Raw genomic sequence first — 26,109 nt, 5'->3', positions numbered from 1 at the left:
AGGAGTATAGAATTCGTCTTGCTTTAGTGATTTTCCTTTTCATTTTATTTGCCATACTAGATTGTATGCTAATAATTAGTTCTTCCAGATTTATCCCATTTTTAGCAACAGCCATGGCGTCTGTCATACCTGTCAATCATTTTCTGCTTGTTCCTTTTTGGCAACAGAAAAAAGCGATAGAAGAAGAGCATCCTGAATGGAAAGATCTTAGTACAAAAGGAGTAAAGATTCCTACGGCTGAGGCTAATAAAAGGACATTAGCAGGTATCGGTGCAACTTTAGCTTTGCTTCTCTCCTTTGCAGTATTCTATAGACCTGTTGAGCAGCAGAAGATTAATTATAAAGAGCTAAATGATGCACTCAAGGTTAATGAGGGAACATCTACCACATCAACATCTTCTATGTCTAATTCGTCAACTGCCATTGAAGAAAGTGCTCAAACGGAAAGCTCCAGTAGTGATAATAGTAACTCTCATTACCATATCCCTGGAGCTGATGACGAGACGATTAAGAAGGTGGTTGATAAATCCTTACAAGACTTGAGGCAGCAAAATTCTGGAGAGCAGCAAGCAGAATAGAAGGGGAGAAAATGAGTGATGCTAGTTTAAAAGCACAAATTGACAGTGATAAAGCCAACAAGTCTATGTTCCGTATTACAAAGAAGCGGTTAAAGGTCATGTAAATAATCCGAAATGGTAGGCTGATCCTGATGCATCTAGGATTGTCGCTGGAGAAGAGTTGAAGAAAGCGCGCTCACATTATCAACAGATGCTTAGAAAAGGTGAACTGCCAAAAGGATACAATAGACAAGGGTTGGCGTTTGGTGGTGAGAATGTTCCGGAAAATATTCAATTTACTGGAGAAACAACGATTAGACATTCAGAATTAGAAGGATTAGATACTAGTTTTTATCATGAAAATGATTATGGTAAAAAGGATCCAAAGGTTTTGAAAATACATCAAAGAGAAGTGGACTATATGTATTTGGAAATAATCCAAATCATACTGAAGTCACTAATTTCCAAAATGAAGTATTGAGATGGCAAAGACAGCAAGGTTTAAGATAGGAGCTTGATAGATGAGTGAAGTATTACTGCCTGGAATTTGGTATGGCGAGGTAAGCCAATTAAGTTTGGATGAATTAAAGAATAGCTTGCTTTCGGTACAAGACGAGCGTGAGTGCATACTGTTAATTGTTGAAATAATGAAAAAGGGAGATTTTTCCGTTAAAAATCTTTTAATTGATTTAATGAACCAAACAGAAGATGAAGCTGTGTTAAATTTATGTGTCAGATTATTTTGCTCAGTGTGTACAAATGATGATTTAAAAGATGTTAATAATTTTCGTTTTTTAGATTCTGTATCGGAATTTGGAGCTTTTACATTCGTTACTGGTGCAGTTGAAACAATGTCATATCAAGTTATTCCATATCTTTTGACGCTGTGGCAAGAATGGGAAGATTCTGATAATGATTTAGAAATTGCTATACAGGATGCGTTGGATTCTTTTCTCGAATATCGCTCGGTTTTATCAGAGAACGCAACGTTAGAGGAAGTAGGAAATCTATATATAGATGTAGTAAAAACTAAAAACTTAGATTGTTATTATTATAATACTTCTCTTGCTTTTCCTGGTTTGTTTACACAAGAAATTATGACTGCTCTACACATCGCTGCTCAAAAGAAAGAAAAATATCATTTATATCTTCAATCGTCACTTTTGTCTATCTATTCGGGCGAAAAAGTTCCAGTTGACACTAATGTTGTAATTTCTAGAGATGAAATTGATTTAATGATTAGTTATATTGATCGTCTAATCAAAAAACTTTGGGTAGAAGGCATGAAGTATTTTTATGGTCATCCTGTTGAAAACTAGAAGTGTTGGAGAAAAGATTGTAAAATATTTTATCCCGAAATCTTTTACTAGAGGCTGGTTCGGATTATAAGTTAAAAAATAAATCTGGGAAATCGTGTCTAGACTATGCGGAAGAATATTCTTGGAGAAGTAGTCTGCTTGATATAATAAAGGAGTATGAAGATGGTAGAAATTAATAACAATGATTTTGGTGGTTTCGTTGTTTCAAATAATGTTCTCGATGGAAAAGCTATTCGATATTCCTATCGTGAGGAATCTTCTATTCCACAATTAAATGGCTGGACACTGTTATCAATCGAAGATGATGAAGCTTACCTAGCTAATTCAAAAAATTTCACAATTTTAGGAGCAAATAGCATTGTAAAAATTGCTCCTGTTATGCTGGAAATTTTTGAAGCCCCATACGGCACCGACTTGTGCTGGCTATATGAGGAGGGCGTTCATGTAGGATTTTATGATTTGGTGAGAGATAGAGAAACTACTATCAAGGAAATCATTAGCTGAATATAGAAATGACGGAGGAAAACTAATGAGAAAACAGGAATTATTAGATTTTTTAAAATTTAATAGCAACAAGCTTAGATATTATACTGTATACTTAAATAAAAAAGTTTTAGAGCAGTTTGCGATAGGGTATTATCAGGATCTAAGTGCAAATAGATTTATAGTGTATGAGGTGACTGAACGTCAACAGTTACATGAAAAAGCTAGTTTTGAAAGAGAGGAGGATGCTATTAAAGAATTATATGAGGTTGTGAAATTTAGATGTAGGATTAGAGGCGTTCCTATTCAGTTAGATGTTTCAGAAATTGATGCAATCGGAACGAGTGATTCAGACTTGGAACTTTTATTAATAGATGGCAATCTTTGGCTTCCAGATACCGAAGAAGAACATTTGTTGAAGCTTCAGGAAAAACTCAATAACTATATCTATTTCCTCGAAAGCAAGCAGTATGTGAAGCGGTATGGCGATAACTTTGTTAAAAAAGTCATCCATATCACTTTCCAATATTCTCCATCTGACAACGGTCTAGCCTTTTTAGCAGCTACTCAGAAAGTCTTGCAACCTACAGATATGAGCTTGAAGGTAGAATTACCAGAGTGAGAAAGAGAGCGGAAACGCTCTCTTTCTTGTATATGGAACAGGGGAAAACTTACTTACCAATTAGTATGGCTATTGGCCAACAGCCAGAATCAAAAACTGAAACTGGGCTTATTGATATAGAGGAAGGAAAGATAATAGCAGCTACTCCATCTGGTAAAACTTCCAAAGATATTTATAACGATGAGAAAGGATCATACAAACCGAAGTTAGATGATATTCTTATTTCGAATCATAAATTTTTAAACGAAAAGTTTGCCTTTGTCTTATCTCTTTTTAGTTTTAAAAAACCAGTAGAAAACTCCCAATATCCGTCCTTGGCAAGCAAATATCCAAAGGTGTTTGATATATTGAGTAAAGGGTTACTATCGGAATTATATTTCCTCGGAAAAGAAGATGTTCATTTTGAAATCTCTCTCTTAAAGCTGGTTCTTCCAGAGGGTACAAATATCTTTAAGGATATCACCATTCCAGCAGCTAGTTCGAAAGATGGACAGGAACATTTGGTTCAAAGCGAAGAAGAGTTCTTACAATATTATAAATCCAGTACGGAGGAAGAATGATGGGACAAAAACGAATATTACCAGAACATATATAAAGTATGAAGCATAGTTTTGAGGTATGAGTGGTAGAATAGAAGAGCTCTAGTTTGATAGAGCTTTCTGTAACAGCAGCTAAGGATGCCTTAATAAAAACAATAGGAGGGTGGTTTAGTTAGTGGCAAAGAGAAATAGAAAAAATAAAGCGAAGATTATTGATACAGAAAGAGAAAGATACCATGGTCCTTTGATTACAAATGGTGTCAGTTTAGGATACATTAAGATTTATCCCTGGATCAATTTACCATTTTGCTCATTTTTCTTTTACTGGGCCCTTATAGGTGAAACAGGAAGTCGTCAGGGATGGATTAAAATTCTATTTTTGACTTGCATCATTCTTAATGTGGTAAGTATTTTATTTGCTTTTTCTAAGTTTCTAATCAATCGATTTAAATTTTTAACCTATATTCTGATTGCTTTGCTTACTTGGAGCGCATTAGTTTGGATCAATTTTATCGGAATGATGATGTTTGCAATAGTAGGAGATTCAAAAAGTATAGAGGGAATATATCAATCCCCTCTCACTCCATTTTATGTAATATTGATGATGTTCCTTTTTATCTTTGCTTGTGGTCTCTATGCTTGGCACTATCTCCCAAAGAATCAGGGGAAAGTCTGGGCTTTTAATCAAGTAAAAGAGGGAGATAGAAAGAAAACATGGTGGAATAATTTTGCAGTAGCTTTTGCTGGGGCAACAATCATTCCCTCCCTCCTAACAGGCTATATTCAGATTGCTTTTGGTGTTTTATTGGGAATTTTGTTGACTTTGAGCCTGCCAGCTGTCATGGTAGATACGGTTTATGCAGCTATTTATGTGAAAGAGCACCCTGATAGCGATGAATTAGATTAAAAATACAAATTTATTGACAACAGATATGTGAGCCTTGGATACACTGTCCGACCTACACATGGAGAGTAACATTTTAAAAGTGTACTCTCCTTGGAACATGAGAAAGAACCACCTTAGAACAAAATATAGCAAGTGTTTTGTTTGACTATATTGCTGCTTTTTATCTAATGAGACATTAAAAGTTGTTGTACTGCATAATATGCTATAATAGTCTATAGAAAGTCGAGGGAATGATGAAGAAAATATTATTAGTGGTTGTGGCGCAGGGAGTGGCCTTATTTGTGATAACGGGTCTGCTCTGTTATTTTATGCGAGGGGATTTTTTCTTCCGTGCTTTGGCGCCGATTTTTGGTCTGGCAGCTGGAGCCTTTCGCTTTTTGACAGCCATGGTGACAAAAACGTTGGCTCCTGGTCTTTATGAGGATGGGAAGAAAAAGGAATAATCTATATAGCATTAGCAGGTCTGGGGATATTGGCTCCAGGCTTTTTTATAAAAGTGGGCAATGTAAATGAAGGTTTTTAATTTTTTTCAGAAAAAGGACAGGTAGGGGGGCTTTCCTAGGCTCTTTGTGGTAAAATAGTAACAGAATTAAAATTTTGGAGAGTAAATATGAAACGTTCAATGTATGCGGGACGTGTTCGGAGTGAGCATGTCGGTCAGGAAATTACTTTGAAAGGTTGGGTTGCCCGCCGTCGCGATTTGGGAGGCTTGATTTTTATTGATCTGCGTGACCGCGAAGGCATTATGCAGCTAGTTATTAATCCTGAGAGTGTTTCAGATGAGGTCATGAAGACAGCTGAGAGCCTGCGCAGCGAGTTTGTCATTGAAGTGACTGGTAAGGTAGCTGCGCGTGAGCAGGCCAATGACAAGCTGGCCACAGGAAGTGTAGAACTTCACGTGGACAGTCTGACGGTGTTGAATACTGCTAAAACAACTCCTTTTGAGATTAAGGACGGGATTGAAGCTAATGATGATACGCGCTTGCGCTACCGTTATTTGGATCTGCGTCGCCCAGAAATGCTGGAAAATCTCAAGTTGCGTGCTAAAGTGACTCATTCCATCCGCAATTATTTGGATGAGCTGGAGTTTATCGATGTAGAGACACCATTTTTGACCAAGTCGACGCCTGAAGGAGCGCGTGACTATTTGGTACCGAGCCGGGTCAACCAAGGTCATTTCTATGCCCTGCCTCAAAGCCCACAGATTACCAAGCAGCTTTTGATGAATGCTGGTTTTGACCGTTATTACCAGATTGTCAAATGTTTCCGAGACGAGGACTTACGTGGAGACCGTCAACCAGAGTTTACACAGGTGGACTTGGAAACTTCCTTCCTATCTGAGCAAGAAATCCAAGACATCACAGAAGGTTTGATTGCCCGTGTCATGAAGGAAACCAAGGGAATTGAAGTGACCTTACCTTTCCCGCGTATGAAATATGACGATGCCATGGCTCTCTATGGTAGCGACAAGCCAGATACTCGCTTTGACATGTTATTGCAGGACTTGACAGAGCTTGTCAAGGGTGTTGACTTCAAAGTCTTTTCTGAGGCACCGGCTGTCAAGGCGATTGTAGTGAAAAATGCTGCTGACAAATACTCGCGTAAAGACATTGATAAGCTGACAGAGCAAGCTAAGCAGCATGGAGCAAAGGGACTTGCTTGGATCAAATTTGCTGGTGGAGAACTAGCTGGTCCTGTTGCTAAGTTCTTGACAGACCTGTCAAGTGAGTTGACAACTGCTTTACAATTAGAAGAAAACGACTTGGTTCTCTTTGTGGCAGATACTTTGGATGTTGCCAACGCAGCTCTAGGGGCTCTTCGTGTCCGCCTAGGCAAGGAATTAGGTTTGATTGACCCTGCTAAGTTTAACTACTTGTGGGTAGTAGATTGGCCAATGTTTGAGTGGTCTGAAGAAGAAGGCCGCTATATGAGTGCTCACCATCCATTCACCCTGCCTCAAAAAGATTCTGAGCAGGAGCTGGAAGGAGACCTAAGCAAGGTTCGTGCGGTTGCCTATGATATCGTACTCAATGGCTATGAACTAGGTGGTGGTAGCCTACGGATCAACCAAAAAGAACTGCAGGAACGTATGTTTAAGGCTTTAGGCTTTTCAACTGAAGAAGCGCAAGACCAGTTCGGCTTCCTTCTAGAAGCCATGGATTATGGTTTCCCACCACATGGAGGTCTGGCCTTGGGTCTGGATCGCTTCGTCATGCTCTTGGCTGGTGAAGAAAATATCCGTGAAGTCATTGCTTTTCCTAAGAATAACAAGGCTTCTGACCCAATGACGCAAGCACCAAGCTTGGTTGCTCCTGCACAATTAGAGGAATTAAGTTTACAAGTAGAATCACATGAAAAAGACTAGTTTGCGGAAACTTTTTCGCTATTATCTTCATCGCTTTGCCTATCATGTCAAGTTGCTAGAAGTTTTGAAAAGTATTTCGCGTGAAAAATATGATGAGAAATTTTCGGCATCTCTGGTATATGGATTTCTCTCGGCAGTAGCGGTCAATTTCTTCTTTCAGCCGGGCCATGTCTACTCAAGTGGTGCAACGGGCTTGGCGCAGATTGTCTCGGCTTTGAGTGGTCGCTTTATCGGCTTTACCATTCCAGTTTCCATTACTTTTTATGCGATCAATATTCCACTGATGATTTTGGCTTGGTACCAAATCGGGCATAAGTTTACTGTTTTTACCTTTATCACTGTTTCGATGAGCTCGCTTTTTATCCATTTTGTGCCAGAAGTGACATTGACGACCAATCCCATTATCAACGCTTTGTTTGGGGGAGTTGTCATGGGGACAGGGATCGGCTTTGCCCTCAAGTCAAGCATTTCAAGTGGAGGGACAGATATTGTTAGCTTGACCATTCGCAAGAAAACAGGCCGTAATGTAGGCAGTATCTCCCTGATTGTAAATGGCATTATTATGCTGATTGCTGGTCTGACCTTTGGTTGGGAATACGCTCTCTACTCAATGATTACCATCTTTGTATCCAGCCGTGTAACGGACGCTGTCTTTACCAAGCAAAAGCGGATGCAGGCCATGATTATAACCAGTCATCCTGAAGAAGTGATTAACAAGATTCACCACAAACTCCATCGCGGTGCAACCATTATCAATGGGGCAGAGGGAACTTACAATCACGAGCAAAAGGCGGTGCTGATTACAGTCATTACGCGTGCTGAGTTTAGCGAATTTAAGTATATCATGAAGCAGACAGATCCGACAGCCTTTGTCTCTGTATCTGACAATGTACATATTTTAGGAAGATTTGTAGAAGAGTAGTCTCGATTATCGGCATTGTTAGTGGATCTTGCTCAAACGCAATGCTTCCATTTATACATAAAAAAGGAACAAGTTCAGCTGGATGTTTTCCCATCCAAAATGAACCTGTTCCTTTTTATATTTTTACTTTATTTCAAAACCAAGACTTGCTTAGCAGGAACGGTATAAGAGTCTGCTAGCGGGGCGATTGGTTTTTTAGCGTTAATGTGCGGATACTGAAGGTGGATGCTTTGCTTCATTTTATTTTCATAAGTCGCTGCTTCAGTACCAAAGTTAATCAAAATGGTCAGCGCTTGTTTATCTTTTTGAATCTTATATTCAAGGAGGCTAGGGCTGAGCCATTTGACCTGACAAGCCTTTTGAATAGCAGAGCTAGTTGTCAGAGTCAAAAGCGGATGAACCTTTCTAAAGGCAATGAGTTGCTTCAAAAATTCAATGTCTTCGGTATAGTGAAGTGAGCGCAGCCAGTCTAGCTTGTTGACATCATCAGGCAGGTTGTAGGTGTTGTCAATCAGATTCTTGGTCCGATAAAATTCCTGCCCGCTGTGGAGGAAAGGAACTCCTTGCGCTAAGAGAACAATGTGCAGTGCTAGGCGAGAGTTAGCTAGGCGCTGACGGAGGTTGATATTTGGATTTTGAATATCAAAATAATCAAATACCGTTGCGTTGTCATGGCATTCTACATAGTTGATCGCCTGATGAGGCGCTAGGAAATGTTGCTCTCCTGTCAGGCCGACATTGGCTGTCAGGACATTTTCTAGCCAGCTGGTTGCATGCTCTTTGTCCAGTCGGCTACCTTGGACGATGGTTTGCTTGATCGTATCACGGAAATGATCGCTGAAGAATCCATACTCAGGTAGTTGTTCAGCGTTGAACTGATGAGCCAGAAGGTCACTATCAAGACCAGTAGGCATCTGCCAACCTTCTCCGTAAAGGTAGATGTTTGGATGAATGGCTTTTAGTTCCTGAGCGATTTGCTTCATTGTGGTTATATCGAGAATGCCCATCAGGTCAAAGCGAAAACCATCAAAGCCGTAGAGGCTAACCCATTGTTGGACAGATTGTTGGATATAATGGCGCACCATAGCTTTTTCGCTGGCTACATCATTTCCACAGAAGGTGCCATTTGTCCGTAGGCCCTGTTCATCGAGACGATAGAAGTAGCCTGGCACAATCTTCTCAAAAGCATAGGCATCTGCCTCATAGACGTGATTGTAGACGACATCCATGATAACGCTCATATCAGCCTGGTGATAAGCTGCAATCGCGTCTTGTAGTTCAAAGATACGGCTATAGGGATTGTGTGGGTCGCTTGAGAAGCTGCCTTCAGGAACATTATACTGGACGGGATCATAGCCCCAATTGTAAACGAGTTCGGGGTGTTTTTCGTCAACACTGCCAAAGTCATAGACTGGCATAAGCTGAACGTGTGTAATGCCTAAATCTTGCAAGTATTTGAGACCAAAGGTCTGGCCGTGTACGGTTGGAGATTCGGACAGAGAAGCAAATTTACCAGGTTGTGAAAAACCAGCTTCCTTTTGCATGGAGAAATCACGCACGCTCATTTCATAGATAACGGCTTCTGTTGGTTTTACTTGGCTAGCAGCCCGACGAATAGGTCTGCTAATCTTTTTGCGGTCAATGACATAACTATGACCAGAGTTGGCATCTGAAGAGAGAGCGTAGGGGTCATGTACTTCTACCCATTTTCCGTTCACCTTATGGATATAGTAGTAGGCCTTGCCTTCTAAGTCTCCAAGGACCTGCGTATGCCAGACACCCCTATCTTGCCTTTGGAGGGGAATGACCTGCTCTTCCAGATGCAGCAAGACTTTTTCTGAAATAGGCGCCCACAGTTTGAAATCTGTTGCCTGAGGGCTATAGCTAGCTCCCAAATCTCTTTCTTGATAGCTAAATAATTCATCAAAAATTGGCTTTTGGACAATGTGACGATACTGGAGGATGCTGTGATTGCGGTCTTGATCATAGACTGTATAGGATTCGGTCAAATCAATCGGGTCATTGACTGAAAGGGTGTAGACAATCTGATGTTCTTGATTCTCAATTTTTTTGATGGTCAAAGGACTAGAACTGTGCTTGTCCTCTAGAGTAAAGTGGATAGAATAAGCGTCAAAGGATTTTTCCAATTCGATAGTGATGCTATTTTCATCATCTAAGTAGGCTTGGAAAATACGATAAACCATGAAATTTCTCCTTAACTAACGAGTAAGAATGCTGTGGGGGATAACCTGGCGATAGCAGGTATGCTTGTCATCCTTATTATCTTTAATGATTTGGAGCAAGGTCCGGAAAGATTCCCTCCCCAACTCGAGGGTGTTGATATTAATATAGGCATCCACGTCGATGCGTGGCTTGATAGAGTCAAAAGTGATAATCGGGAAGCGGTAGTCAATGTCTTTGAGATAGTGGAGAGCCCCTTCGGCAACCATACTATCCGATGTCACAAAGGCTTCAATTTCCTGAATAGGCATCTTTTCCATAATCTTATAACTGCTATCTTCCAAGAGGAAACCGAAAGAAAACTTGACGATGTTTTCATCGAGAGGGATGCCTGCTTCTTCCAAGGCTTGTTTGTAGCCGGCAAAGCGGTCTTGGGATACGACAAGCTCTTTATTCCCAGCTAGAAAGGCAATTTTTTTATAACCTTGATCTAGGAAATATTTGGTTGCATCGTAGCCAGCCTTGATATTATCATTATCGACCAAAGAAACAAATGGTGACACTGCTTTTCCTAAAATCAAGAAAGGAAACTGGTTTTTAATCGCAAAGTCAACCAGCGGATCGTTTGGCTTAGAATAGAGAAAAATCAAACCATCAACGCGTTTTCCGAAAATCATTTGTTTAATATTTTCTAAACGACGCTCTTCGTCCTGTCCAGTGCTAATCTGAATGGCATAGTCGTGTTCAGACGCGATGCGCGAAATCCCCCGCAAGACAGTTGGGAAGAACGGGTTTTGGTAAAAAAGATCCGAATCATCGGGCAGCACTAGGCCTATGACTTGGGTTGATTGGCTGACCAGACTTCTGGCATTGAGATTTGGATGATAGTCCAGCTCTTTCATAGCAGCACGAACCCGTTTTTTAGTTTCATCGCTGATGGTTGACTTGTTTTGTACGACGCGTGTCACCGTTGAGGGAGACACACCTGCTAATTTCGCTACTTCTTTAATCGTAACGCGCATAATAACCTCCTAATTTCTGAAATCCTCATCACGGAAATGTGTTTTGTAGAAAATAATCACCAAATAAAGAACAAACAAGATATTTTGGACGGTGATAATCGTAGGCAGGCTTTGCCCAAATAAGCCGCAGATAAGACCGATAATCGTTGGTAATCCTAGGCAGTTGAGGATAAAATGATAGCATTCTTTAAAGGTTTTAAAAGAAAATAGCCGTGATTTCTTGGTCAGATAGAGCAAGAAGGAAGCACCGAGTGCTAGAAAGGCAAAGTTAATGCTAAAGAGGAAACCTGCGGAGAGGACTAGAAAGAGGCTGATTACCAGGCGGTTTTGTTGGAACCAGTCTTTAGAAATGGCTTTGGTCAGGGCTTCTTTACTTTTTAGAGCCTTCTGGTCAATGGCTTGGTAGCGGATATTGGCCAGTTCTTTTCCTTCTTTAGTGATTTTGAGATTGTCTTTGTCAAAGTAAAGCGTTAGCTCCTTGCCTAATTTGAGTTCCTCATGATGGCCAATAATGACAGTCCCAGCGGCACTGCGATGAATGCCTTCAGGATTTTCAGTGGTCAGCACATGGTCTTTTATCTGGGCATGATGGTCAAGGTCAAGCATCACGTCTTCATCCAAAGTGTCAAAAGCCTTGTCAACAAAGGTATCCAGAGCATAGCTCGTCAAAGACGCTGTCTGAATGGCCACAGGAATCAAAGACAGAGAAATCAAAAAGATGCTGGTAAAGATGAGCTGGAACCAGCTAAGCATGCGACGATTGGTGAAAGTTTTTCTAAAACCAATCAAGCTCGAAAAATAATTAAAAGGATAAGGTAACATAGCTGCCTCTTTCTAAAATTATAATCAGGTGGTGGCCAATAAAGAACTTATTGGCTGCCATATAACTATAATTGTCTTTAAATCAAAAACAGGGTGGGACAAGATTATCCCTTGTCTCCACCACTTGTTAAACCAGATACAAAATTCTTTTGCAGGAAGAAGAAGAGAATACAGATTGGAAGGGCAGTGAGAATCGCACCGGCAGCAAAGAAGGCAATTTTTTGATTCTTGACATCGCTGACGAAGGTACGAAGACCAACTGCAACCGTATAAAATTCTTTTTCACGAAGAAGGAAGCTGGAGAGGATATAGTCTCCGAAAGGTCCCATGAAGGCCCAGAGAGCTTGCACAGCAATCATTGGACGAACGAGGGGCAGGACAATCTGCCAGAAACGTCTGAAATGACCAGCACCGTCTAATTTAGCCGACTCATCCAGAGACATAGGAACGGTATCGAAGTATCCTTTCATCAACCAAGCATTCATTGGAATACCACCACCCACATAAAGGAAGATGAGGAACCAGCTTTGGTTAAGGGCATTGAGCATCAGCGCCATAACGAAGAAGGCGGTCAGAGCTGCAATGGTTGGCACCATTTGGATAATCAAGAAGAAAACCAAACTTTGCTTTCTTGCGATGAAATTGTAACGGCTGTATGCATAACCTGCAAGTACCACTATACTGGTTTGGACAATCATTGTCAAGACGGCAATGATAATGGTGTTAAAGTACCAAGTGCCATATAGGGTCTCTGAAAAGAGACGAGAGAAGTTTTCCAGACTGAAGTTGATGTCTGTGTCTAGCTTGAAGGCCACGACATTCCCTGTCTTGAAAGCAGACATGATCGTGATCAAGAGCGGGTAGAGAATGATAATGGAAAGCACTACAAGGTAGAGATAGGTCAAACTATGGTTGATAAAACGTTTAAATTTAACAGAACTATTCATCTTATACATCCTCCATATCAAATGCGTGTAGTTTTTTGAAGGCAATCATAGAGATAGAGATGACGATGATGGAGATGATGAGGGTAACGGCCGCCGCCATTGAATATTGCGGTGCTGTACCTGTGGTCAAACGATAAATCCAAGAGATCAGGATATCGGTTGAACCAGCTCCTCCACCGACACTACCAGGACCACCTGCATTGAAGAGGTAGATGATTGAGAAATTATTAAAGTTAAAGGTGTATTGACTGATCAAAGTTGGTGCCGCAACTGCCAAGATCATTGGGAAAGTGATGTTGCGGAATTTCTGCCAAGCATTGGCTCCGTCGATGTAGGCTGCTTCGTAAAGGTCATTTGGAATAGACTGCAAAATACCTAGGGTCAGGACATAGATATAAGGGAATCCAAGCCAACCTTGCATCATAATCAGAGCAATCTTAGTCCAAGTCGGATCAGTCTTCCACGGAATCAGCTGTCCATCTAGGAAGGGAAGAACCTTGCTGAGAAGCGGGATGACTTGAGTGTTGATGGCACCGATACTATCGTTGAACATATTTGAGAAAGTCAGGATAGTGATAAAGGCTGGAACTGCCCAAGGAAGCAAGAAGATAACACCGAAGATGCGTTTTCCTTTGATGAATGGTTGGTTGGCAATAATAGCAGTGAAAATACCGATTACGATTTGCAAAGTAGAGGCTGCCAGCGCCCAGATGATAGTCCAAGTCAAGACAGAACCAAAGGCCGCACGGAAGGTGCTCAATTGCCAAATATTAGCAAAGTTGGTAAAGCCAACCCAATCCAAGAGTTTATTTGGTGGCAAGTGTTTGAAATCATAGTTGGTAAAGGCGATCAAGAGCGTTACCAATACGGGGGAAATGATAGCAAAGGTCATGGCCAGATAAGAAGGGATGATGAGTAAGTAAGGGAAGCCACTTTCATAGATTCCATCAAACATTTCCTTCAAGGTAGTATGAACAGGATAATCATTGTTCCACTGTTTAGCAACCGTCCGAGCATCCTTCAAGTTAAATCCATAGAAAATCAGGAAAAATACCACGAGGATGAGGTGGAAGGCGCCGCGGATCAGCATGAAGAGTGAGTTGTCACCACGGACTTCACCAAGGGTGATGAGATTTTCAATTTCTGGTAGGGCAATAGCTACGAAATAAGCTAAGAATGCAACCGTAACCCCAAGAAAGATGTATCCTTTGGCTTTTTGATCATTATAGATTTGCCCCAACCCTGGAATGAGGGAGCGCAACATGGCTTGTTTGGGATCTTTTTTTGTCATTGTAGTCTCCTTAGATACGAGAAAGATTGAGGAATTGCAGTAAGTACAAGTCCTAATCCGAGTTTTTCTTAATTAGAAGATAGAATAAAGCCTCATTCTATCAAACAAGGGGTAGGGAAAATTCCCACCCCTTTATTTAGACTTGCTTATTTGTTGCCGAATTTTTGATCGATAGTTTCTTTGATCAATTTAACAGCATCTTCAGCTGAAGTTTTAGCATCTTTCTTGCCGCTTACAGCATCGAAGAGCATGTTCTTAGCTGGATCCCAAACAGTACTCATTTCAGAGATGTTTGGCATTGGTTGAGCTGATTGGAACTGTTTAACAACTGCGTCTGTCAGTTCATCTTTCTTGCTTACTGCATACTCGCGTGCTTCTGTGTTAGCAGGTACTTCGTTAGTAGCATCGTAAAATGCTTTTTGTTGATCAGTTGAAGTCAAGAAGTCAACGAATTTTTGAGCAACTTCTGGGTTTTTAGCACCAGTTGGGATAACCCAAGCTTTACCACCACCGAAAGCAGCGTATTCTTTTCCGTTTGGAAGAGTTGGGATAGTTGAAACACCATAGTTTACTTTAGCTTCTTTTAAAGCAGATGCTTTCCAAGGGCCATCGATGATAGCAGCAGTTTTGCCTTTTTGGAATTGAGACTGGATCAAGTTTCCAGCGCCTTCAGTATCTTGCATTCCTTTAGGCCATTTTGCATACCAAGTTTTAGCGTATTCAATACCTTTAATTGCACCTTCATTAGCAAGACCGATATCTTTAGGATCTTTACCATTGTCACCGAATACATAACCGCCGTTACCAGCTAGAAGTCCGTAAGCGTAGTAGAAGTTTGTCCAGTCAGCAAGGAAAGCAGATGTTTTGCCATCTTCGCCTTCGAAAGCGTACTTGCTATCTTTAGCCAACTCTTCAAGTTCAGCAAATGTTGTAGGAGCTTTTTGGATCAGGTCTTTGTTATAGTACATTACCAAAGTCTCGATAACAGCAGGTGCTCCGTATGTTTTACCTTCTGTTGTTACAAGAGATTCAGTAGTTTTATCTGTCTTACTATCTTTGCTTAATTTTACTTCGTTTAATTGTCCATCTGTACCGAGGCTTCCTACGCGGTCGTATGGAGCCATCAAAACGTCTGGAGCTTTACCAGACTGGTTGTCGAGTGAAAGGTTGTCCAATCCACCCATTTGGTCACCAGTTTTAATAGTAACTTTAGAACCAGTTTCTTTTTCAAAAGCTGCAGCAGCTTTCTCCATGTAAGCCTTGTACTGGTCTTCAACGTATACTGTAACGTTCTTGTCGCCTGATTCAGATGACTTGCTTGAAGAAGATTTGCTTCCGCAAGCTGTCAAGATGAAGCCTGCCAATGCAACAGTACCGAGAACAGCAACGCTCTTCAACATTTTGTTTTTCATGATTATTCCTCCTAAAGAATAAAAAAATAATACCATCTAAGAACACGCTTGCATAGCGCAAACGTTTTCTTGAACTTAAAATAATTTTAGCACAAAAGGTAAACGCTTGCAAGCGTTTTTAAGAAAATTTTAAAAAATTTTTAAGGAAAGAGTGTTAATTTAAATGATATATAAGGAAAGAAAATTGAAATCTATGGTATAATAAATAAAAAAGTTTTTTAAAAAGCTTGCACTTGAAAAAAAAATAGGTTATAATTCAAGCAACGCAAACGTTTTCGCTAAATAAAGTAGGAAACAAGCATGAAAAAATTTTTGAGGTGTTACATATGAAAGCGAGACAAAGTGGTGTATTGATGCACATTTCCTCTTTGCCAGGCAAGTACGGGATTGGTTCTTTTGGTCAGTCTGCTTATGATTTTGTGGATTTCTTAGTTAGAACGAAGCAACGTTATTGGCAAATCTTGCCTTTGGGAACGACTAGTTATGGGGACTCTCCTTACCAGTCTTTCTCAGCCTTTGCAGGGAATACTCACTTTATTGATCTGGATTTCTTGATTGACGAAGGCCTGTTGGCAGAAGAAGATCTAAAAGGCGTTGATTTTGGTGATGATCCAAAAGCTGTAGATTATGCAAAAGTATTTGAAGCACGTCGTCCTCTTTTGGAAAAAGCGGTTGCTCGTTTCCTTAAAGTTGGCGATCTTGACAAATTCCGTCACTTTGTTGCAGAAAATGCAGCTTGGTTGGAGCTTTTTGCGGAATACATGGCTGTTAAAGAGCATTTTGATCTGAAAGCTTGGACAGAATGGCCAGATGAAGCGATTCGTCGTCGCCAACCAGAAAGCTTGGCTAGCTATCGTGAGAAATTGGCAGACAAGCTGGAATACCACCGTGTAACTCAATATCTCTTCTTTAAACAATGGTTGGAACTCAAGAAATATGCCAATGACCATCACATCGAAATCGTTGGTGACATGCCAATCTATGTAGCTGCTGACAGCGCAGATGTTTGGGCTCAGCCTCACTTCTTCAAGACAGATAAGCAAGGTCGCCCAGTTAAGGTTGCTGGCTGCCCACCAGATGAATTTTCAGAGACTGGCCAATTATGGGGTAACCCAATTTATAATTGGGATGCCATGGATAAAGATGGCTATGCTTGGTGGATTGAGCGCCTGCGCGAAAGCTTCAAGATTTACGACATTGTTCGGATTGACCACTTCCGTGGCTTTGAGTCTTATTGGGAAGTGCCAGCTGAGTCTGACACAGCAGCTACTGGTCACTGGGTCAAAGGTCCAGGTTATAAGCTGTTTGCCGCAGTGAAAGAAGCTTTAGGTGATTTAAACATCATTGCAGAAGACCTTGGATTCATGACGGATGAAGTCATTGAATTGCGTGAGCGAACTGGCTTCCCAGGTATGAAGATTCTGCAATTCGCTTTCAATCCAGATGATGAAAGCATTGATAGCCCACACTTGGCGCCACATAACTCTGTGATGTACACTGGTACTCACGACAATAATACTGTATTGGGCTGGTATAAGGATGAGATCGATGATCCAACCCGTGAATACATGGCTCAGTACACTAACCGCAAAGAATACGAAACGGTGCCACATGCAATGCTTCGTACAATCTTTGCTTCCGTTAGCTACATGGCTATCGCGACGATGCAAGATTTGCTAGAGCTAGATGGCTCTGCCCGCATGAACCTGCCTTCTACAATTGGTGGTAACTGGGCATGGCGGATGACAGCTGAAGAGCTAAACCCTATTGTAGAAGGTCAGCTTTATCATTTGACTAAGGTCTATCGTCGTCTGAATACGGACTTACTTTCATAAGACAATAAATTTCAATACTTTCTAATACTAGGAGAAATCATGTCAAACTTACAAACATATATCCAAAAAACTTATCAAAAGCAAATTGCTGATTGTAGCAATGAAGAGCTTTATTTGGCTCTCTTGAACTACACAAAATTAGCAAGCGCTCAAAAGCCAGTTAATACTGGTAAAAAGAAACTCTACTACATCTCTGCTGAGTTTCTGATTGGTAAACTCTTGTCAAACAACTTGATTAACCTTGGCCTTTACGACGATGTAAAAAAAGAACTTGCCGCTGCTGGTAAAGACTTGATCGAAGTCGAAGAAGTAGAATTGGAACCATCTCTTGGTAATGGTGGTTTGGGCCGTTTGGCAGCCTGCTTCTTGGACTCTATCGCAACACTTGGATTGAACGGTGACGGTGTGGGCCTTAACTACCACTTCGGTCTTTTCCAACAAGTCCTTAAAAACAATGAGCAAACAACTATTCCAAACTTCTGGTTGACTGAGCAAAACTGGTTGGTTCGCTCAAGTCGTAGCTACCAAGTGCCATTTGCACACTTTACCTTGACATCAACTCTTTACGATATTGATGTGCCTGGTTACAAGACAGCTACTAAAAACCGTTTGCGCTTGTTTGACTTGGATTCAGTTGATTCTTCCATCATCAAAGAGGGAATCGAATTTGACAAGACAGATATCGCTCACAACTTGACTCTTTTCCTTTATCCTGATGATAGCGACAAGCAAGGTGAATTGCTCCGTATCTTCCAACAATACTTCATGGTTTCAAACGGTGCACAATTGATCATCGATGAAGCGATCGAAAAAGGAAGCAACTTGCATGACCTTGCAGACTATGCAGTTGTACAAATCAACGACACTCACCCATCACTGGTTATTCCTGAGTTGATCCGTCTTTTGACTGCGCGTGGTATCGAGCTTGATGAAGCGATCTCAATCGTACGTAGCATGACTGCCTACACAAACCACACTATCCTTGCTGAAGCCCTTGAAAAATGGCCTCTTGAATTCTTGCAAGAAGTGGTTCCTCACTTGGTACCAATCATCAAAGAATTGGATCGTCGTGTCAAAGCAGAATACAAGGATCCAGCTGTTCAAATCATCGATGAGAGCGGCCGTGTTCACATGGCACACATGGATATCCACTATGGATATAGCGTTAACGGGGTTGCAGCACTCCACACTGAAATCTTGAAGAACTCTGAGTTGAAAGCATTCTACGATATTTATCCAGAGAAATTCAACAACAAGACAAACGGTATCACATTCCGTCGTTGGCTCATGCACGCTAACCCACGTTTGTCTAGCTACTTAGATGAACTTCTTGGTCGCGACTGGCACCATGATGCTGCTAAGTTGGAAGGTCTACTTGACTTTGCTGGCAAGCAAGAAGTGAAAGAAAAGCTGGAAGGCATTAAGGCTCACAACAAGCGTAAATTGGCTCGTCACTTGAAGGAAGCTCAAGGTGTAGAAATCAATCCAGATTCTATCTTTGATATCCAAATCAAGCGTCTACACGAGTACAAACGCCAACAAATGAACGCTTTATATGTGATCCACAAATATTTGGGCATCAAGGCTGGTAACATTCCTGCTCGCCCAATCACTGTCTTCTTTGGTGGTAAGGCAGCTCCTGCTTATACAATTGCCCAAGACATCATTCACTTGATCCTTTGCTTGTCAGAAATCATCGCGAATGATCCAGCAGTGGCACCACACTTGCAAGTGGTTATGGTTGAGAACTATAACGTTACAGCATCAAGCTTCTTGATTGCAGCTGGTGATATTTCTGAGCAAATCTCACTTGCTTCTAAAGAAGCTTCAGGTACTGGTAACATGAAATTCATGCTCAACGGCGCTTTGACACTTGGTACTATGGACGGTGCTAACGTGGAAATCGCTGAGTTGGTTGGCAAAGACAACATCTACATCTTCGGTGAAGATTCAGAAACAGTTATCGACCTTTACGCAAAAGCAGCCTACAAATCAAGCGAATTTTACGCTCGTCCAGCTATCAAACCGTTGGTTGACTTTATCATCAGCGATGCTGTTCTTGCAGTAGGTAAGAAAGAACGCTTGGAACGTCTTTACAATGAATTGATCAACAAAGACTGGTTCATGACGCTTCTTGACTTGGAAGACTACATCAAGGTGAAAGAGCAAATGCTTGCTGACTACGAAGACCGCGATGCATGGTTGGATAAAGTGATCGTTAACATTGCCAAAGCTGGCTTCTTCTCAGCAGACCGTACAATCCAACAATACAATGACGAAGTATGGCATTTGGAGAACTAGTTATTTAAAATAAGTGAAAAAGCCTAGGCAGGACTGTCTTGGCTTTTTTCGTGTTAGAAGACTAGAGTGAATAGCCTTGAAGGATAAGCTTTTCTAGTAGATAGAGCTTTTAAAATCGTAGCAGATCTTGTCTCTTGTCAGTCTTTTCTTTTGGGTGTATAATAAGAAAAAGTATTTCTTTACAGGAGGTTATTATGAAAAAGAAACCAATTTATCTCTATGTCTTACTGGGATTAGAAACAGTAGGCACTTTGTGGGAGCTTATTTCGAAGTTCTCCTCTTCAAATGATGCCGTGGAAACCTTACTAAAGGGGATCAATGAGCCAGCAAAATCTCAGTATGCAACTTACTTTAGCAAGAGCGCTGAACTGTCAGGTTCGCTAATAAATAATATTTTCTTTTATGTTGGCTTGCTTCTTTTGATTGCAGCTTGGTTCTTCGTTTTTAGGAAAGATATTTTCAAAGCAAATCTTATTTACATCGCGAACGTTCTTATTGGCCTGATTGGAACAGCGTATGGTTATGTGGTAGCAAAAGGGATTGCAACGTCTTCTTTTTCAGATCCGACCTTACTCTCATCTCAGATGTTGGGCCTGAATTTTACTATTGGCTTCTCTGTTGTTATTAGTCTTATCTTCCTTTCCATCGTTATCTTTAAGCTGATCAAGCAGCAAAAGGAAGCCGAGAGTGTAGAAGCGGCTGAAGAAGATTAAGATTTGGCAAATAACATTTACCTGCTACAATCTAGATGGGCAGATAAATGTTGTTTTTTTGGAATGGAGCAAATAAACATGAAAGTTTCCTTAGTTTATATTAGCTTGAGTGGCAATACAGAGAGTTTTGTCCGACGTTTGAGCGACTATTTGTTAGAGCAGCATCCGAGTCTAGAGATTGAGAAAATCCACATCAAAGACTTAGTGAAAGAGGGACGTCCGTTCTTTGAAATGACCAATCCTTTCATTACCTTTCTACCGACCTATCTGGAAGGTGGCAATGGTGTGGATAATGGTGATGTTGAGATTCTTACGACGGATGTGTCCGATTTTATAGCTTATGGACAGAATGCTAGCAAGTGTTTGGGAGTTATCGGAAGTGGCAATCGTAACTTTAACAACCAGTATTGCCTGACTGCTAAGCAATACAGCCAACGTTTTGGTTTCCCCGTTTTAGCTGATTTTGAAATGCGTGGCATGTTAGGCGATATTAAAAAAGTAGCTAGCATTATCGAGGAATTGTACGAAATAAAAGCATAAATAAAAAGCCGTTCGATCAATATTTTTGATCGAACGGCTTTTGTTTCTATTCTTGACTTGCATGCTCGCCGGCGATCGTTTCGACCAGCTCTTTTGAATATAAAATTCCTAAACGGTAGTTCTTGTTAACGTAAGCAATAAGGTCATTTTGGTTTTCGCTAGTGGCCATTTTTTCTTGGAGTTCTTGTCGAAAATGATCACTTTTTAGGAGTTCCTGCTGCAGCAAAATCTGCAACTTTACTTTTTCTCTTTTGTTGTACAAAAAGAGAATGACCAAGCTAAGGGCAACTAAAATATAAGCAGTTTCATTCATAAAATATCTCTTCCTAAGAAAACCTCCCAAAACTGGAAGATTTGTGTAGGGTTACATTTTTTCTGGTGCTTCTACACCAAGCATGCGGAGAGCTTCCTTCAGCACAACAGCAGTAGTGTAGCTGAGGGCTAGACGGCTGTCGCGTTCCGGAGATTCATCCAAGATGCGAGTGTGAGCATAGTATTTATTGAAGGCTTGAGCTAGGCTGATCGCGTATTTGGCAATCAGAGATGGCTCAAAGTTATCAGCTGCACGTTTGACTACGCGAGCAAAGTCTTGGAGCAGTTTGATAATTTCCCAGCTTTCAGCATCGTTGAGATTGTAGTTAGCGTCAAGACTTGGCTTGAAGTCTGCTTTGCGTAGGATAGACTGGATACGTGCATAGGCATATTGCACATACGGTCCAGTTTCACCTTCAAAGGAAACCATTGCTTCCAAATCAAAGTCGTAACCATTGCGGCGGTCAGTCTTAAGGTCGTAGAATTTAACGGCACCGACACCAACTGCATGGGCAACAGCTTCTTTGTTTTCCAGATTTGGATTTTTCTCTTCAATTTGAGCTTTGGCACGGCTGATTGCTTCTTGCAGAGTTGGTTCCAGAAGGATGATGTTTCCTTTACGTGTTGAAAGTTTTTGGCGATTCTTTGTAACCAGACCAAAGTCCACGTGGATCATGTCATCGCTCCAGTCAAATCCCATCTTCTTAAGGACGGCCTTGAGTTGACGGAAGTGGTTGGATTGCTCTTGACCAACAACGTAAACGTTCTTGACGAAGTTGTAAGTGCGCGCACGGTACATAGCGGTGGCAATATCACGGGTGATGTAAAGCGTAGCACCGTCTGATTTTTTAATCATAGCTGGTGGCAAGTTGACATCGTCCAAGTCCACAATGCTAGCGCCTTTTGATTCTTTCAGGAGACCCTTGTCTTCCAAAATTTTAACGGCTTCGTCCATCTTATCATTGTAGAAGGCTTCGCCATTTAAGCTATCAAATTCAACGCCGAGCAATTCATAGATACGGTTAAATTCAACGAGACTTTCGTCACGGAACCATTGCCAGAGTTCTGTTGCTTCTGGATCGCCATCTTCCAGTTTCTTGAACCAGAGGCGACCTTCTTCATCCAAGGCTGGATCGTTTTCGATTTCAGCATTGATGCGGACGTAAAGTTGCAAGAGTTCATCGATTGGGTTGGCTTCAACGGCTTCCTTGTTGCCCCATTTCTTGTAAGCAACCATGAGGAGACCGAATTGTTTGCCCCAGTCACCTAAGTGGTTGATCTTGATGGTATTGTAGCCCATCTTGCGGAAGATATTGGACAAGGCATCTCCAATAACGGTTGAACGCAAGTGTCCGACAGAGAAAGGTTTTGCAATGTTAGGACTGGAAAGGTCAATTGTGATATTTCCGCCCTGACCTTCGTTCTGTTGACCATAGTCAGCGCCTTCCTTGATGACTTCTTTGATGACTTGATCAGAGATTTTAGCTTTGTTGAGGAAGAAGTTGACATAAGGTCCAGTTGCGACAACTTTCTCAAAGTGACTTGGGTCGATCTTTTCAGCAATATCTGCAGCGATAGCTTGAGGAGCCTTGCGTTCTACTTTTGCAAGTGAGAAAGCTGGGAAGGCAATGTCTCCAAGATCGGAACTTTTCGGTTGCTCTAGTAGGTTAGAGATAGCGCTTTGGTCCAAGCTGTCAATAACTTTGGCCAACTCGCTAGCGATTAATTGTTTATTATCCATATTTGCTCCTTTGGGTCTTTTGTTACTATTCTATCATATTTTATGAGGAATCTTCAATTTTTTTGGTATAAGATAGATTTTTTGATATAATTGAGAGTATAAATATTCAGTCAATGAGGTCGAGTATGAGAAAAAACGAGCGTCATCAGCTTATTAAATGGATGATCAAGGAAGAAAAATTAGGAACACAAAAGGATATTCAAAAAAGACTGGAAGATGAGGGGATATTTGTAACCCAAACAACCCTCTCGCGGGATTTAAGAGAGATTGGCTTGACCAAGCTGAAGAAAGACGGACAAGTTTACTATGTGCTGGCTCATGAAGCAGAGGAGTTGGACCTAGCTGGATTTCTGGCCAGTCATGTTCAAGCTGTTTCTAGAGCGGAGTTTACGCTGGTTTTCCGTACAGGACTGGGCGAAGCGACGGTCTTAGCAAATGTGGTAGATGGTTCGCTGGATAGTCGGATTTTAGGAACCGTTGCAGGGGCCAATACCTTGCTCGTGATTTGCCGGGATCAGGAAGCGGCTAGAGAAATCGAGACGAGTGTCAAAGAAGGTATGGAATAGCCAAAAGCTTAGAATTGACGGAGAGGTTTGAGACGGAAGTCCTGACCTCGTTTGTTTTTAGAAAGGATAGAGATGGCAGTAGAAAAGTTATCGCCAGGTATGCAGCAGTATTTGGATATCAAAAAGGATTATCCAGATGCTTTCTTGCTCTTTCGGATGGGAGATTTCTATGAGTTGTTTTATGACGATGCGGTCAATGCCGCGCAGATTTTAGAAATTTCTCTCACCAGTCGCAATAAAAATGCTGAAAATCCCATTCCCATGGCCGGAGTTCCCTATCATTCGGCTCAGCAGTATATTGATGTTTTAGTCGAATCAGGCTATAAGGTAGCGATTGCGGAGCAGATGGAAGATCCCAAGGAAGCCAAGGGCGTTGTCAAGCGGGAAGTGGTTCAGGTTATCACACCGGGGACAATGGTGGACTCCAGTAAGCCAGACTCTGCGAATAACTTTCTGGTGGCTTTGGATTACTCAGAGGGGCTCTATGGTCTGGCTTATATGGACTTGGTGACCGGTGAGTTTCAGGTGACTAGTTTAGAGGACTTTGTCTTGGTCTGCGGGGAAATCCGCAATTTGAAAGCTAGGGAAGTGGTGCTGGGCTATGCCTTGCCAGAAGCTGAGGAGCAGGTTTTGGCTGGACAGATGAACCTTTTACTGTCCTATGTGGAGAAGGTTTTGGAGGATGTTCAGCTGCTGGGCGAGGAGCTGTCTCCTATGGAGCGTCAGGCAGCAGGGAAACTGCTGGAGTATGTGCACCGGACCCAGATGAGGGAGCTCAGCCATTTGAAGAAGGCTCAGCATTATGAAATCAAGGACTTCCTGCAAATGGACTATGCCACCAAGGCGAGTCTGGATTTGACAGAAAATGCTCGCTCGGGCAAGAAGCACGGCAGTCTTTATTGGCTGATGGACGAGACTAAGACGGCCATGGGCGGCCGCATGCTGCGCTCTTGGATCCAGCGTCCGCTGATTGATGAAGCGCGAATTAGCCAGCGACAGAATGTCGTTGAGGTTTTTCTGGATCATTTCTTTGAGCGGAGTGATTTGACGGAGAGCCTCAAGGGGGTCTATGATATCGAGCGGCTGGCTAGTCGGGTGTCTTTTGGCAAGACCAATCCCAAGGATCTGCTGCAGCTGGCAGCAACATTGGGCAATGTGCCTCAGATTAAGGCTATCTTGCAAGGAATCGGCAGCCCGCATCTAGCTCGTTTGATTGAGGGTTTGGATCCTATTCCAGAGTTGGCAGGCTTGATTAGCTCAGCTATTTCGCCGGATGCACCTCATATCATCACCGAGGGCAATATTATTCGGACTGGTTTTGATGAGACCTTGGATCAGTATCGGCTTGTGCTGAGGGAGGGGACCGGATGGATTGCAGAGCTGGAAGTTAAAGAGCGTGCCAACAGTGGCATCAGCAATCTGAAGATTGATTATAACAAAAAAGATGGTTACTATTTCCATGTGACCAATTCCCAGCTGGCTCATGTTCCCAGTCATTTCTTCCGCAAGGCGACCCTGAAAAATTCTGAGCGTTTCGGAACGGAGGAACTGGCCCGGATTGAGGGAGAGATGTTGGAAGCGCGTGAAAAATCTGCTAATTTGGAATACGAAATTTTCATGCGAATTCGCGAGGAAGTTGGCAAATATATCCAGCGCTTGCAGGCCTTGGCACAAACGCTGGCAGCTGTAGATGTCCTGCAGAGCTTTGCCGCGGTGGCAGAGCAGCAGCATTTGGTGCGCCCAGTCTTTACTGCGGAGCGCCGTCTGCAGATTGAAAAAGGTCGGCATGCTGTTGTGGAAAAGGTCATGGGTGCCCAAAGCTACATTCCAAATAGTATTCTGCTGGACCAGGAAACGGACATTCAGCTGATTACCGGGCCGAATATGAGCGGGAAATCAACTTATATGCGCCAGCTCGCTATCATCGTCATTATGGCACAGATGGGCTCTTATGTGCCTGCTCAGTCTGCCAGTTTGCCGCTATTCGATGCGATTTTCACTCGTATCGGTGCAGCGGATGATTTGGTGTCGGGTCAGTCCACTTTTATGGTGGAGATGATGGAGACCAATCGGGCCATTCGGCAGGCCAGCGAGCGTTCGCTCATTCTTTTTGATGAGCTGGGCCGTGGGACGGCGACTTATGATGGGATGGCGCTGGCTCAGGCTATTATCGAGCATATTCATCATTATACTGGGGCCAAGACCCTCTTTGCTACCCACTATCATGAGCTGACAGCCTTGGAGGATAGCTTGGAGCATTTGGAAAATGTCCATGTGGCAACCTTGGAAAAGTCCGGACAAGTGACTTTCCTGCATAAGATTGAGCCGGGTCCGGCTGACAAGTCCTACGGAATCCATGTGGCGAAGATTGCTGGGCTTCCTGAGAAATTGCTGGAGCGGGCAGATAGCATTTTGAGTCATTTGGAGAGTCAGGATACAGGACTAGGCTCAGAGCTTCCTGCTGCATCCAGACCGAAGCAGTCACAAGTGGCGGAGCAGATGTCGCTTTTTGTAGAAGAAACGGAAAATCCAGTCCTGACTGAACTACGAGACTTGGACATCTACAATATGACTCCCCTGGAAGTCATGGCAGCAGTGGCCGAGCTCAAGAAGAAGTTGTAAAAACAAAGAGGCTGGGACAAAAGTCCTAGCCTCTCAATTGTCTTTGGATTGTCGAGCAAGACGCAGTGGTTGAGTGGGCTCTACTACGCT

24 protein-coding genes and 1 pseudogene are annotated in these 26,109 nt (G+C 42.1%); 17 read left to right on the top strand and 8 right to left on the bottom strand.

The features are described from left to right. The first annotated feature begins 65 nt into the window (after positions 1 to 65). The 11 genes and pseudogenes from A0765_RS02870 to A0765_RS02825 all read left to right on the top strand — a co-directional run bounded on the left by A0765_RS02870 (position 66) and on the right by A0765_RS02825 (position 7,714). A complete protein-coding gene (locus A0765_RS02870; RefSeq protein ID WP_306452465.1) occupies positions 66 to 578 on the top strand; it encodes a hypothetical protein in 513 nt (170 codons plus the stop codon). Between the two features lie 160 nt (positions 579 to 738). Next, positions 739 to 1,038, top strand: a complete 300-nt coding sequence (locus A0765_RS02865) for a hypothetical protein (RefSeq protein WP_218837446.1) — start codon at positions 739 to 741, stop codon at positions 1,036 to 1,038. Positions 1,039 to 1,078: 40 nt separating this feature from the next. Next, a complete protein-coding gene (gene imm47, locus A0765_RS02860; RefSeq protein WP_062004525.1) occupies positions 1,079 to 1,876 on the top strand; it encodes an Imm47 family immunity protein in 798 nt (265 codons plus the stop codon). 41 nt (positions 1,877 to 1,917) lie between these two features. Next, positions 1,918 to 2,052 (top strand): annotated as a pseudogene (locus A0765_RS10720) (ankyrin repeat domain-containing protein); the annotation flags it as partial. Next, positions 2,039 to 2,380, top strand: coding sequence for a DUF2185 domain-containing protein (locus tag A0765_RS02855; protein WP_062004524.1), 342 nt, complete (start codon positions 2,039 to 2,041; stop codon positions 2,378 to 2,380). The pseudogene A0765_RS10720 and the gene A0765_RS02855, both read left to right, overlap by 14 nt. 25 nt (positions 2,381 to 2,405) lie before the next feature. Beyond that, a complete protein-coding gene (locus A0765_RS02850) occupies positions 2,406 to 2,981 on the top strand; it encodes a DUF6572 domain-containing protein (protein ID WP_062004523.1) in 576 nt (191 codons plus the stop codon). A 65-nt stretch (positions 2,982 to 3,046) separates the two neighbouring features. Then, positions 3,047 to 3,541, top strand: a complete 495-nt coding sequence (locus tag A0765_RS02845) for a hypothetical protein (RefSeq protein WP_179856137.1) — start codon at positions 3,047 to 3,049, stop codon at positions 3,539 to 3,541. Between the two features lie 154 nt (positions 3,542 to 3,695). Beyond that, positions 3,696 to 4,427, top strand: a complete 732-nt coding sequence (locus tag A0765_RS02840) for a hypothetical protein (protein ID WP_062004521.1) — start codon at positions 3,696 to 3,698, stop codon at positions 4,425 to 4,427. A gap of 230 nt (positions 4,428 to 4,657) precedes the next feature. Beyond that, positions 4,658 to 4,870 (top strand): hypothetical protein, encoded by a 213-nt coding sequence (locus A0765_RS02835; protein ID WP_062004520.1) that lies wholly within the window; start codon positions 4,658 to 4,660, stop codon positions 4,868 to 4,870. Positions 4,871 to 5,037: 167 nt separating this feature from the next. After that, positions 5,038 to 6,792 carry an aspartate--tRNA ligase gene (aspS, locus tag A0765_RS02830; RefSeq protein WP_062004519.1) on the top strand — a complete coding sequence of 585 codons (1,755 nt, stop codon included), beginning with the start codon at positions 5,038 to 5,040 and terminating at the stop codon, positions 6,790 to 6,792. Next, on the top strand, positions 6,779 to 7,714 hold the full coding sequence (locus A0765_RS02825; protein WP_005591464.1) for a YitT family protein: 936 nt from the start codon (positions 6,779 to 6,781) through the stop codon (positions 7,712 to 7,714). Before aspS ends, A0765_RS02825 begins: the two co-directional genes overlap by 14 nt. Before the next feature lie 128 nt (positions 7,715 to 7,842). Here A0765_RS02825 and pulA read toward each other — a convergent pair whose 3' ends face one another. From pulA to A0765_RS02795, 6 genes are all read right to left on the bottom strand, one after another. Next, a complete protein-coding gene (gene pulA, locus A0765_RS02820) occupies positions 7,843 to 9,918 on the bottom strand; it encodes a type I pullulanase (RefSeq protein ID WP_062004518.1) in 2,076 nt (691 codons plus the stop codon). A gap of 15 nt (positions 9,919 to 9,933) precedes the next feature. After that, on the bottom strand, positions 9,934 to 10,917 hold the full coding sequence (locus tag A0765_RS02815; RefSeq protein WP_045500145.1) for a LacI family DNA-binding transcriptional regulator: 984 nt from the start codon (positions 10,915 to 10,917) through the stop codon (positions 9,934 to 9,936). Positions 10,918 to 10,926: 9 nt separating this feature from the next. Beyond that, positions 10,927 to 11,739, bottom strand: coding sequence for a DUF1189 family protein (locus A0765_RS02810; protein ID WP_062004517.1), 813 nt, complete (start codon positions 11,737 to 11,739; stop codon positions 10,927 to 10,929). Positions 11,740 to 11,843: 104 nt separating this feature from the next. Further along, positions 11,844 to 12,686 carry a sugar ABC transporter permease gene (locus A0765_RS02805; protein ID WP_005592080.1) on the bottom strand — a complete coding sequence of 281 codons (843 nt, stop codon included), beginning with the start codon at positions 12,684 to 12,686 and terminating at the stop codon, positions 11,844 to 11,846. A gap of 1 nt (position 12,687) precedes the next feature. Continuing rightward, on the bottom strand, positions 12,688 to 13,977 hold the full coding sequence (locus A0765_RS02800; protein WP_062004516.1) for a carbohydrate ABC transporter permease: 1,290 nt from the start codon (positions 13,975 to 13,977) through the stop codon (positions 12,688 to 12,690). A gap of 146 nt (positions 13,978 to 14,123) precedes the next feature. Continuing rightward, positions 14,124 to 15,389 (bottom strand): extracellular solute-binding protein, encoded by a 1,266-nt coding sequence (locus A0765_RS02795; RefSeq protein ID WP_062004515.1) that lies wholly within the window; start codon positions 15,387 to 15,389, stop codon positions 14,124 to 14,126. A 317-nt stretch (positions 15,390 to 15,706) separates the two neighbouring features. On the opposite strand from A0765_RS02795, the gene malQ reads away from it, so the two are divergent. From malQ to nrdI, 4 genes are all read left to right on the top strand, one after another. Then, a complete protein-coding gene (gene malQ / locus A0765_RS02790) occupies positions 15,707 to 17,224 on the top strand; it encodes a 4-alpha-glucanotransferase (protein ID WP_257000789.1) in 1,518 nt (505 codons plus the stop codon). A gap of 39 nt (positions 17,225 to 17,263) precedes the next feature. Then, the gene (gene glgP, locus A0765_RS02785; RefSeq protein WP_062004513.1) at positions 17,264 to 19,525 is read left to right on the top strand and encodes a glycogen/starch/alpha-glucan family phosphorylase; all 2,262 of its coding nucleotides are present in this window, start codon (positions 17,264 to 17,266) and stop codon (positions 19,523 to 19,525) included. A gap of 194 nt (positions 19,526 to 19,719) precedes the next feature. After that, entirely contained in the window at positions 19,720 to 20,238 is a 519-nt protein-coding gene (locus A0765_RS02780) for an ABC transporter permease (protein ID WP_062004512.1), read from the top strand. Positions 20,239 to 20,301: 63 nt separating this feature from the next. After that, positions 20,302 to 20,778, top strand: a complete 477-nt coding sequence (gene nrdI, locus A0765_RS02775; protein WP_062004613.1) for a class Ib ribonucleoside-diphosphate reductase assembly flavoprotein NrdI — start codon at positions 20,302 to 20,304, stop codon at positions 20,776 to 20,778. 46 nt (positions 20,779 to 20,824) lie between these two features. On the opposite strand, the gene A0765_RS02770 is transcribed toward nrdI, so the two are convergent. Together A0765_RS02770 and argS are read right to left on the bottom strand one after the other, a co-directional pair. Next, positions 20,825 to 21,091, bottom strand: coding sequence for a hypothetical protein (locus A0765_RS02770; protein ID WP_062004511.1), 267 nt, complete (start codon positions 21,089 to 21,091; stop codon positions 20,825 to 20,827). A gap of 51 nt (positions 21,092 to 21,142) precedes the next feature. After that, positions 21,143 to 22,831 carry an arginine--tRNA ligase gene (argS, locus tag A0765_RS02765; protein ID WP_062004510.1) on the bottom strand — a complete coding sequence of 563 codons (1,689 nt, stop codon included), beginning with the start codon at positions 22,829 to 22,831 and terminating at the stop codon, positions 21,143 to 21,145. Between the two features lie 125 nt (positions 22,832 to 22,956). Here argS and argR point away from each other — a divergent pair, with 125 nt between their 5' ends. Next, a complete protein-coding gene (argR, locus tag A0765_RS02760; protein WP_061910741.1) occupies positions 22,957 to 23,397 on the top strand; it encodes an arginine repressor in 441 nt (146 codons plus the stop codon). A gap of 72 nt (positions 23,398 to 23,469) precedes the next feature. Further along, positions 23,470 to 26,019 carry a DNA mismatch repair protein MutS gene (gene mutS / locus A0765_RS02755; protein WP_062004509.1) on the top strand — a complete coding sequence of 850 codons (2,550 nt, stop codon included), beginning with the start codon at positions 23,470 to 23,472 and terminating at the stop codon, positions 26,017 to 26,019. Positions 26,020 to 26,109: the final 90 nt, after the last annotated feature.

The organism is Streptococcus cristatus, assembly GCF_001588905.1.
GTDB classification, from domain to species: Bacteria; Bacillota; Bacilli; order Lactobacillales; family Streptococcaceae; genus Streptococcus; species Streptococcus cristatus_N.
The sequence above is the reverse complement of the archived record's forward strand: the minus strand, read 5'-3'. Positions and strand labels throughout refer to the sequence as shown.

What these genes read in the sequence shown, in the direction of transcription:
- A0765_RS02870 (WP_306452465.1), top strand. Translation starts at nt 66, where the DNA reads ATGCTAATAATTAGTTCTTCCAGATTTATCCCATTTTTAGCAACAGCC.
- imm47 (WP_062004525.1), top strand. Translation starts at nt 1,079, where the DNA reads ATGAGTGAAGTATTACTGCCTGGAATTTGGTATGGCGAGGTAAGCCAA.
- A0765_RS02855 (WP_062004524.1), top strand. Translation starts at nt 2,039, where the DNA reads ATGGTAGAAATTAATAACAATGATTTTGGTGGTTTCGTTGTTTCAAAT.
- A0765_RS02850 (WP_062004523.1), top strand. Translation starts at nt 2,406, where the DNA reads ATGAGAAAACAGGAATTATTAGATTTTTTAAAATTTAATAGCAACAAG.
- A0765_RS02845 (WP_179856137.1), top strand. Translation starts at nt 3,047, where the DNA reads ATGGCTATTGGCCAACAGCCAGAATCAAAAACTGAAACTGGGCTTATT.
- A0765_RS02835 (WP_062004520.1), top strand. Translation starts at nt 4,658, where the DNA reads ATGATGAAGAAAATATTATTAGTGGTTGTGGCGCAGGGAGTGGCCTTA.
- aspS (WP_062004519.1), top strand. Translation starts at nt 5,038, where the DNA reads ATGAAACGTTCAATGTATGCGGGACGTGTTCGGAGTGAGCATGTCGGT.
- A0765_RS02825 (WP_005591464.1), top strand. Translation starts at nt 6,779, where the DNA reads ATGAAAAAGACTAGTTTGCGGAAACTTTTTCGCTATTATCTTCATCGC.
- pulA (WP_062004518.1), bottom strand. Translation starts at nt 9,918, where the DNA reads ATGGTTTATCGTATTTTCCAAGCCTACTTAGATGATGAAAATAGCATC.
- A0765_RS02815 (WP_045500145.1), bottom strand. Translation starts at nt 10,917, where the DNA reads ATGCGCGTTACGATTAAAGAAGTAGCGAAATTAGCAGGTGTGTCTCCC.
- A0765_RS02810 (WP_062004517.1), bottom strand. Translation starts at nt 11,739, where the DNA reads ATGTTACCTTATCCTTTTAATTATTTTTCGAGCTTGATTGGTTTTAGA.
- A0765_RS02805 (WP_005592080.1), bottom strand. Translation starts at nt 12,686, where the DNA reads ATGAATAGTTCTGTTAAATTTAAACGTTTTATCAACCATAGTTTGACC.
- A0765_RS02800 (WP_062004516.1), bottom strand. Translation starts at nt 13,977, where the DNA reads ATGACAAAAAAAGATCCCAAACAAGCCATGTTGCGCTCCCTCATTCCA.
- A0765_RS02795 (WP_062004515.1), bottom strand. Translation starts at nt 15,389, where the DNA reads ATGAAAAACAAAATGTTGAAGAGCGTTGCTGTTCTCGGTACTGTTGCA.
- glgP (WP_062004513.1), top strand. Translation starts at nt 17,264, where the DNA reads ATGTCAAACTTACAAACATATATCCAAAAAACTTATCAAAAGCAAATT.
- A0765_RS02780 (WP_062004512.1), top strand. Translation starts at nt 19,720, where the DNA reads ATGAAAAAGAAACCAATTTATCTCTATGTCTTACTGGGATTAGAAACA.
- nrdI (WP_062004613.1), top strand. Translation starts at nt 20,302, where the DNA reads ATGGAGCAAATAAACATGAAAGTTTCCTTAGTTTATATTAGCTTGAGT.
- A0765_RS02770 (WP_062004511.1), bottom strand. Translation starts at nt 21,091, where the DNA reads ATGAATGAAACTGCTTATATTTTAGTTGCCCTTAGCTTGGTCATTCTC.
- argS (WP_062004510.1), bottom strand. Translation starts at nt 22,831, where the DNA reads ATGGATAATAAACAATTAATCGCTAGCGAGTTGGCCAAAGTTATTGAC.
- argR (WP_061910741.1), top strand. Translation starts at nt 22,957, where the DNA reads ATGAGAAAAAACGAGCGTCATCAGCTTATTAAATGGATGATCAAGGAA.
- mutS (WP_062004509.1), top strand. Translation starts at nt 23,470, where the DNA reads ATGGCAGTAGAAAAGTTATCGCCAGGTATGCAGCAGTATTTGGATATC.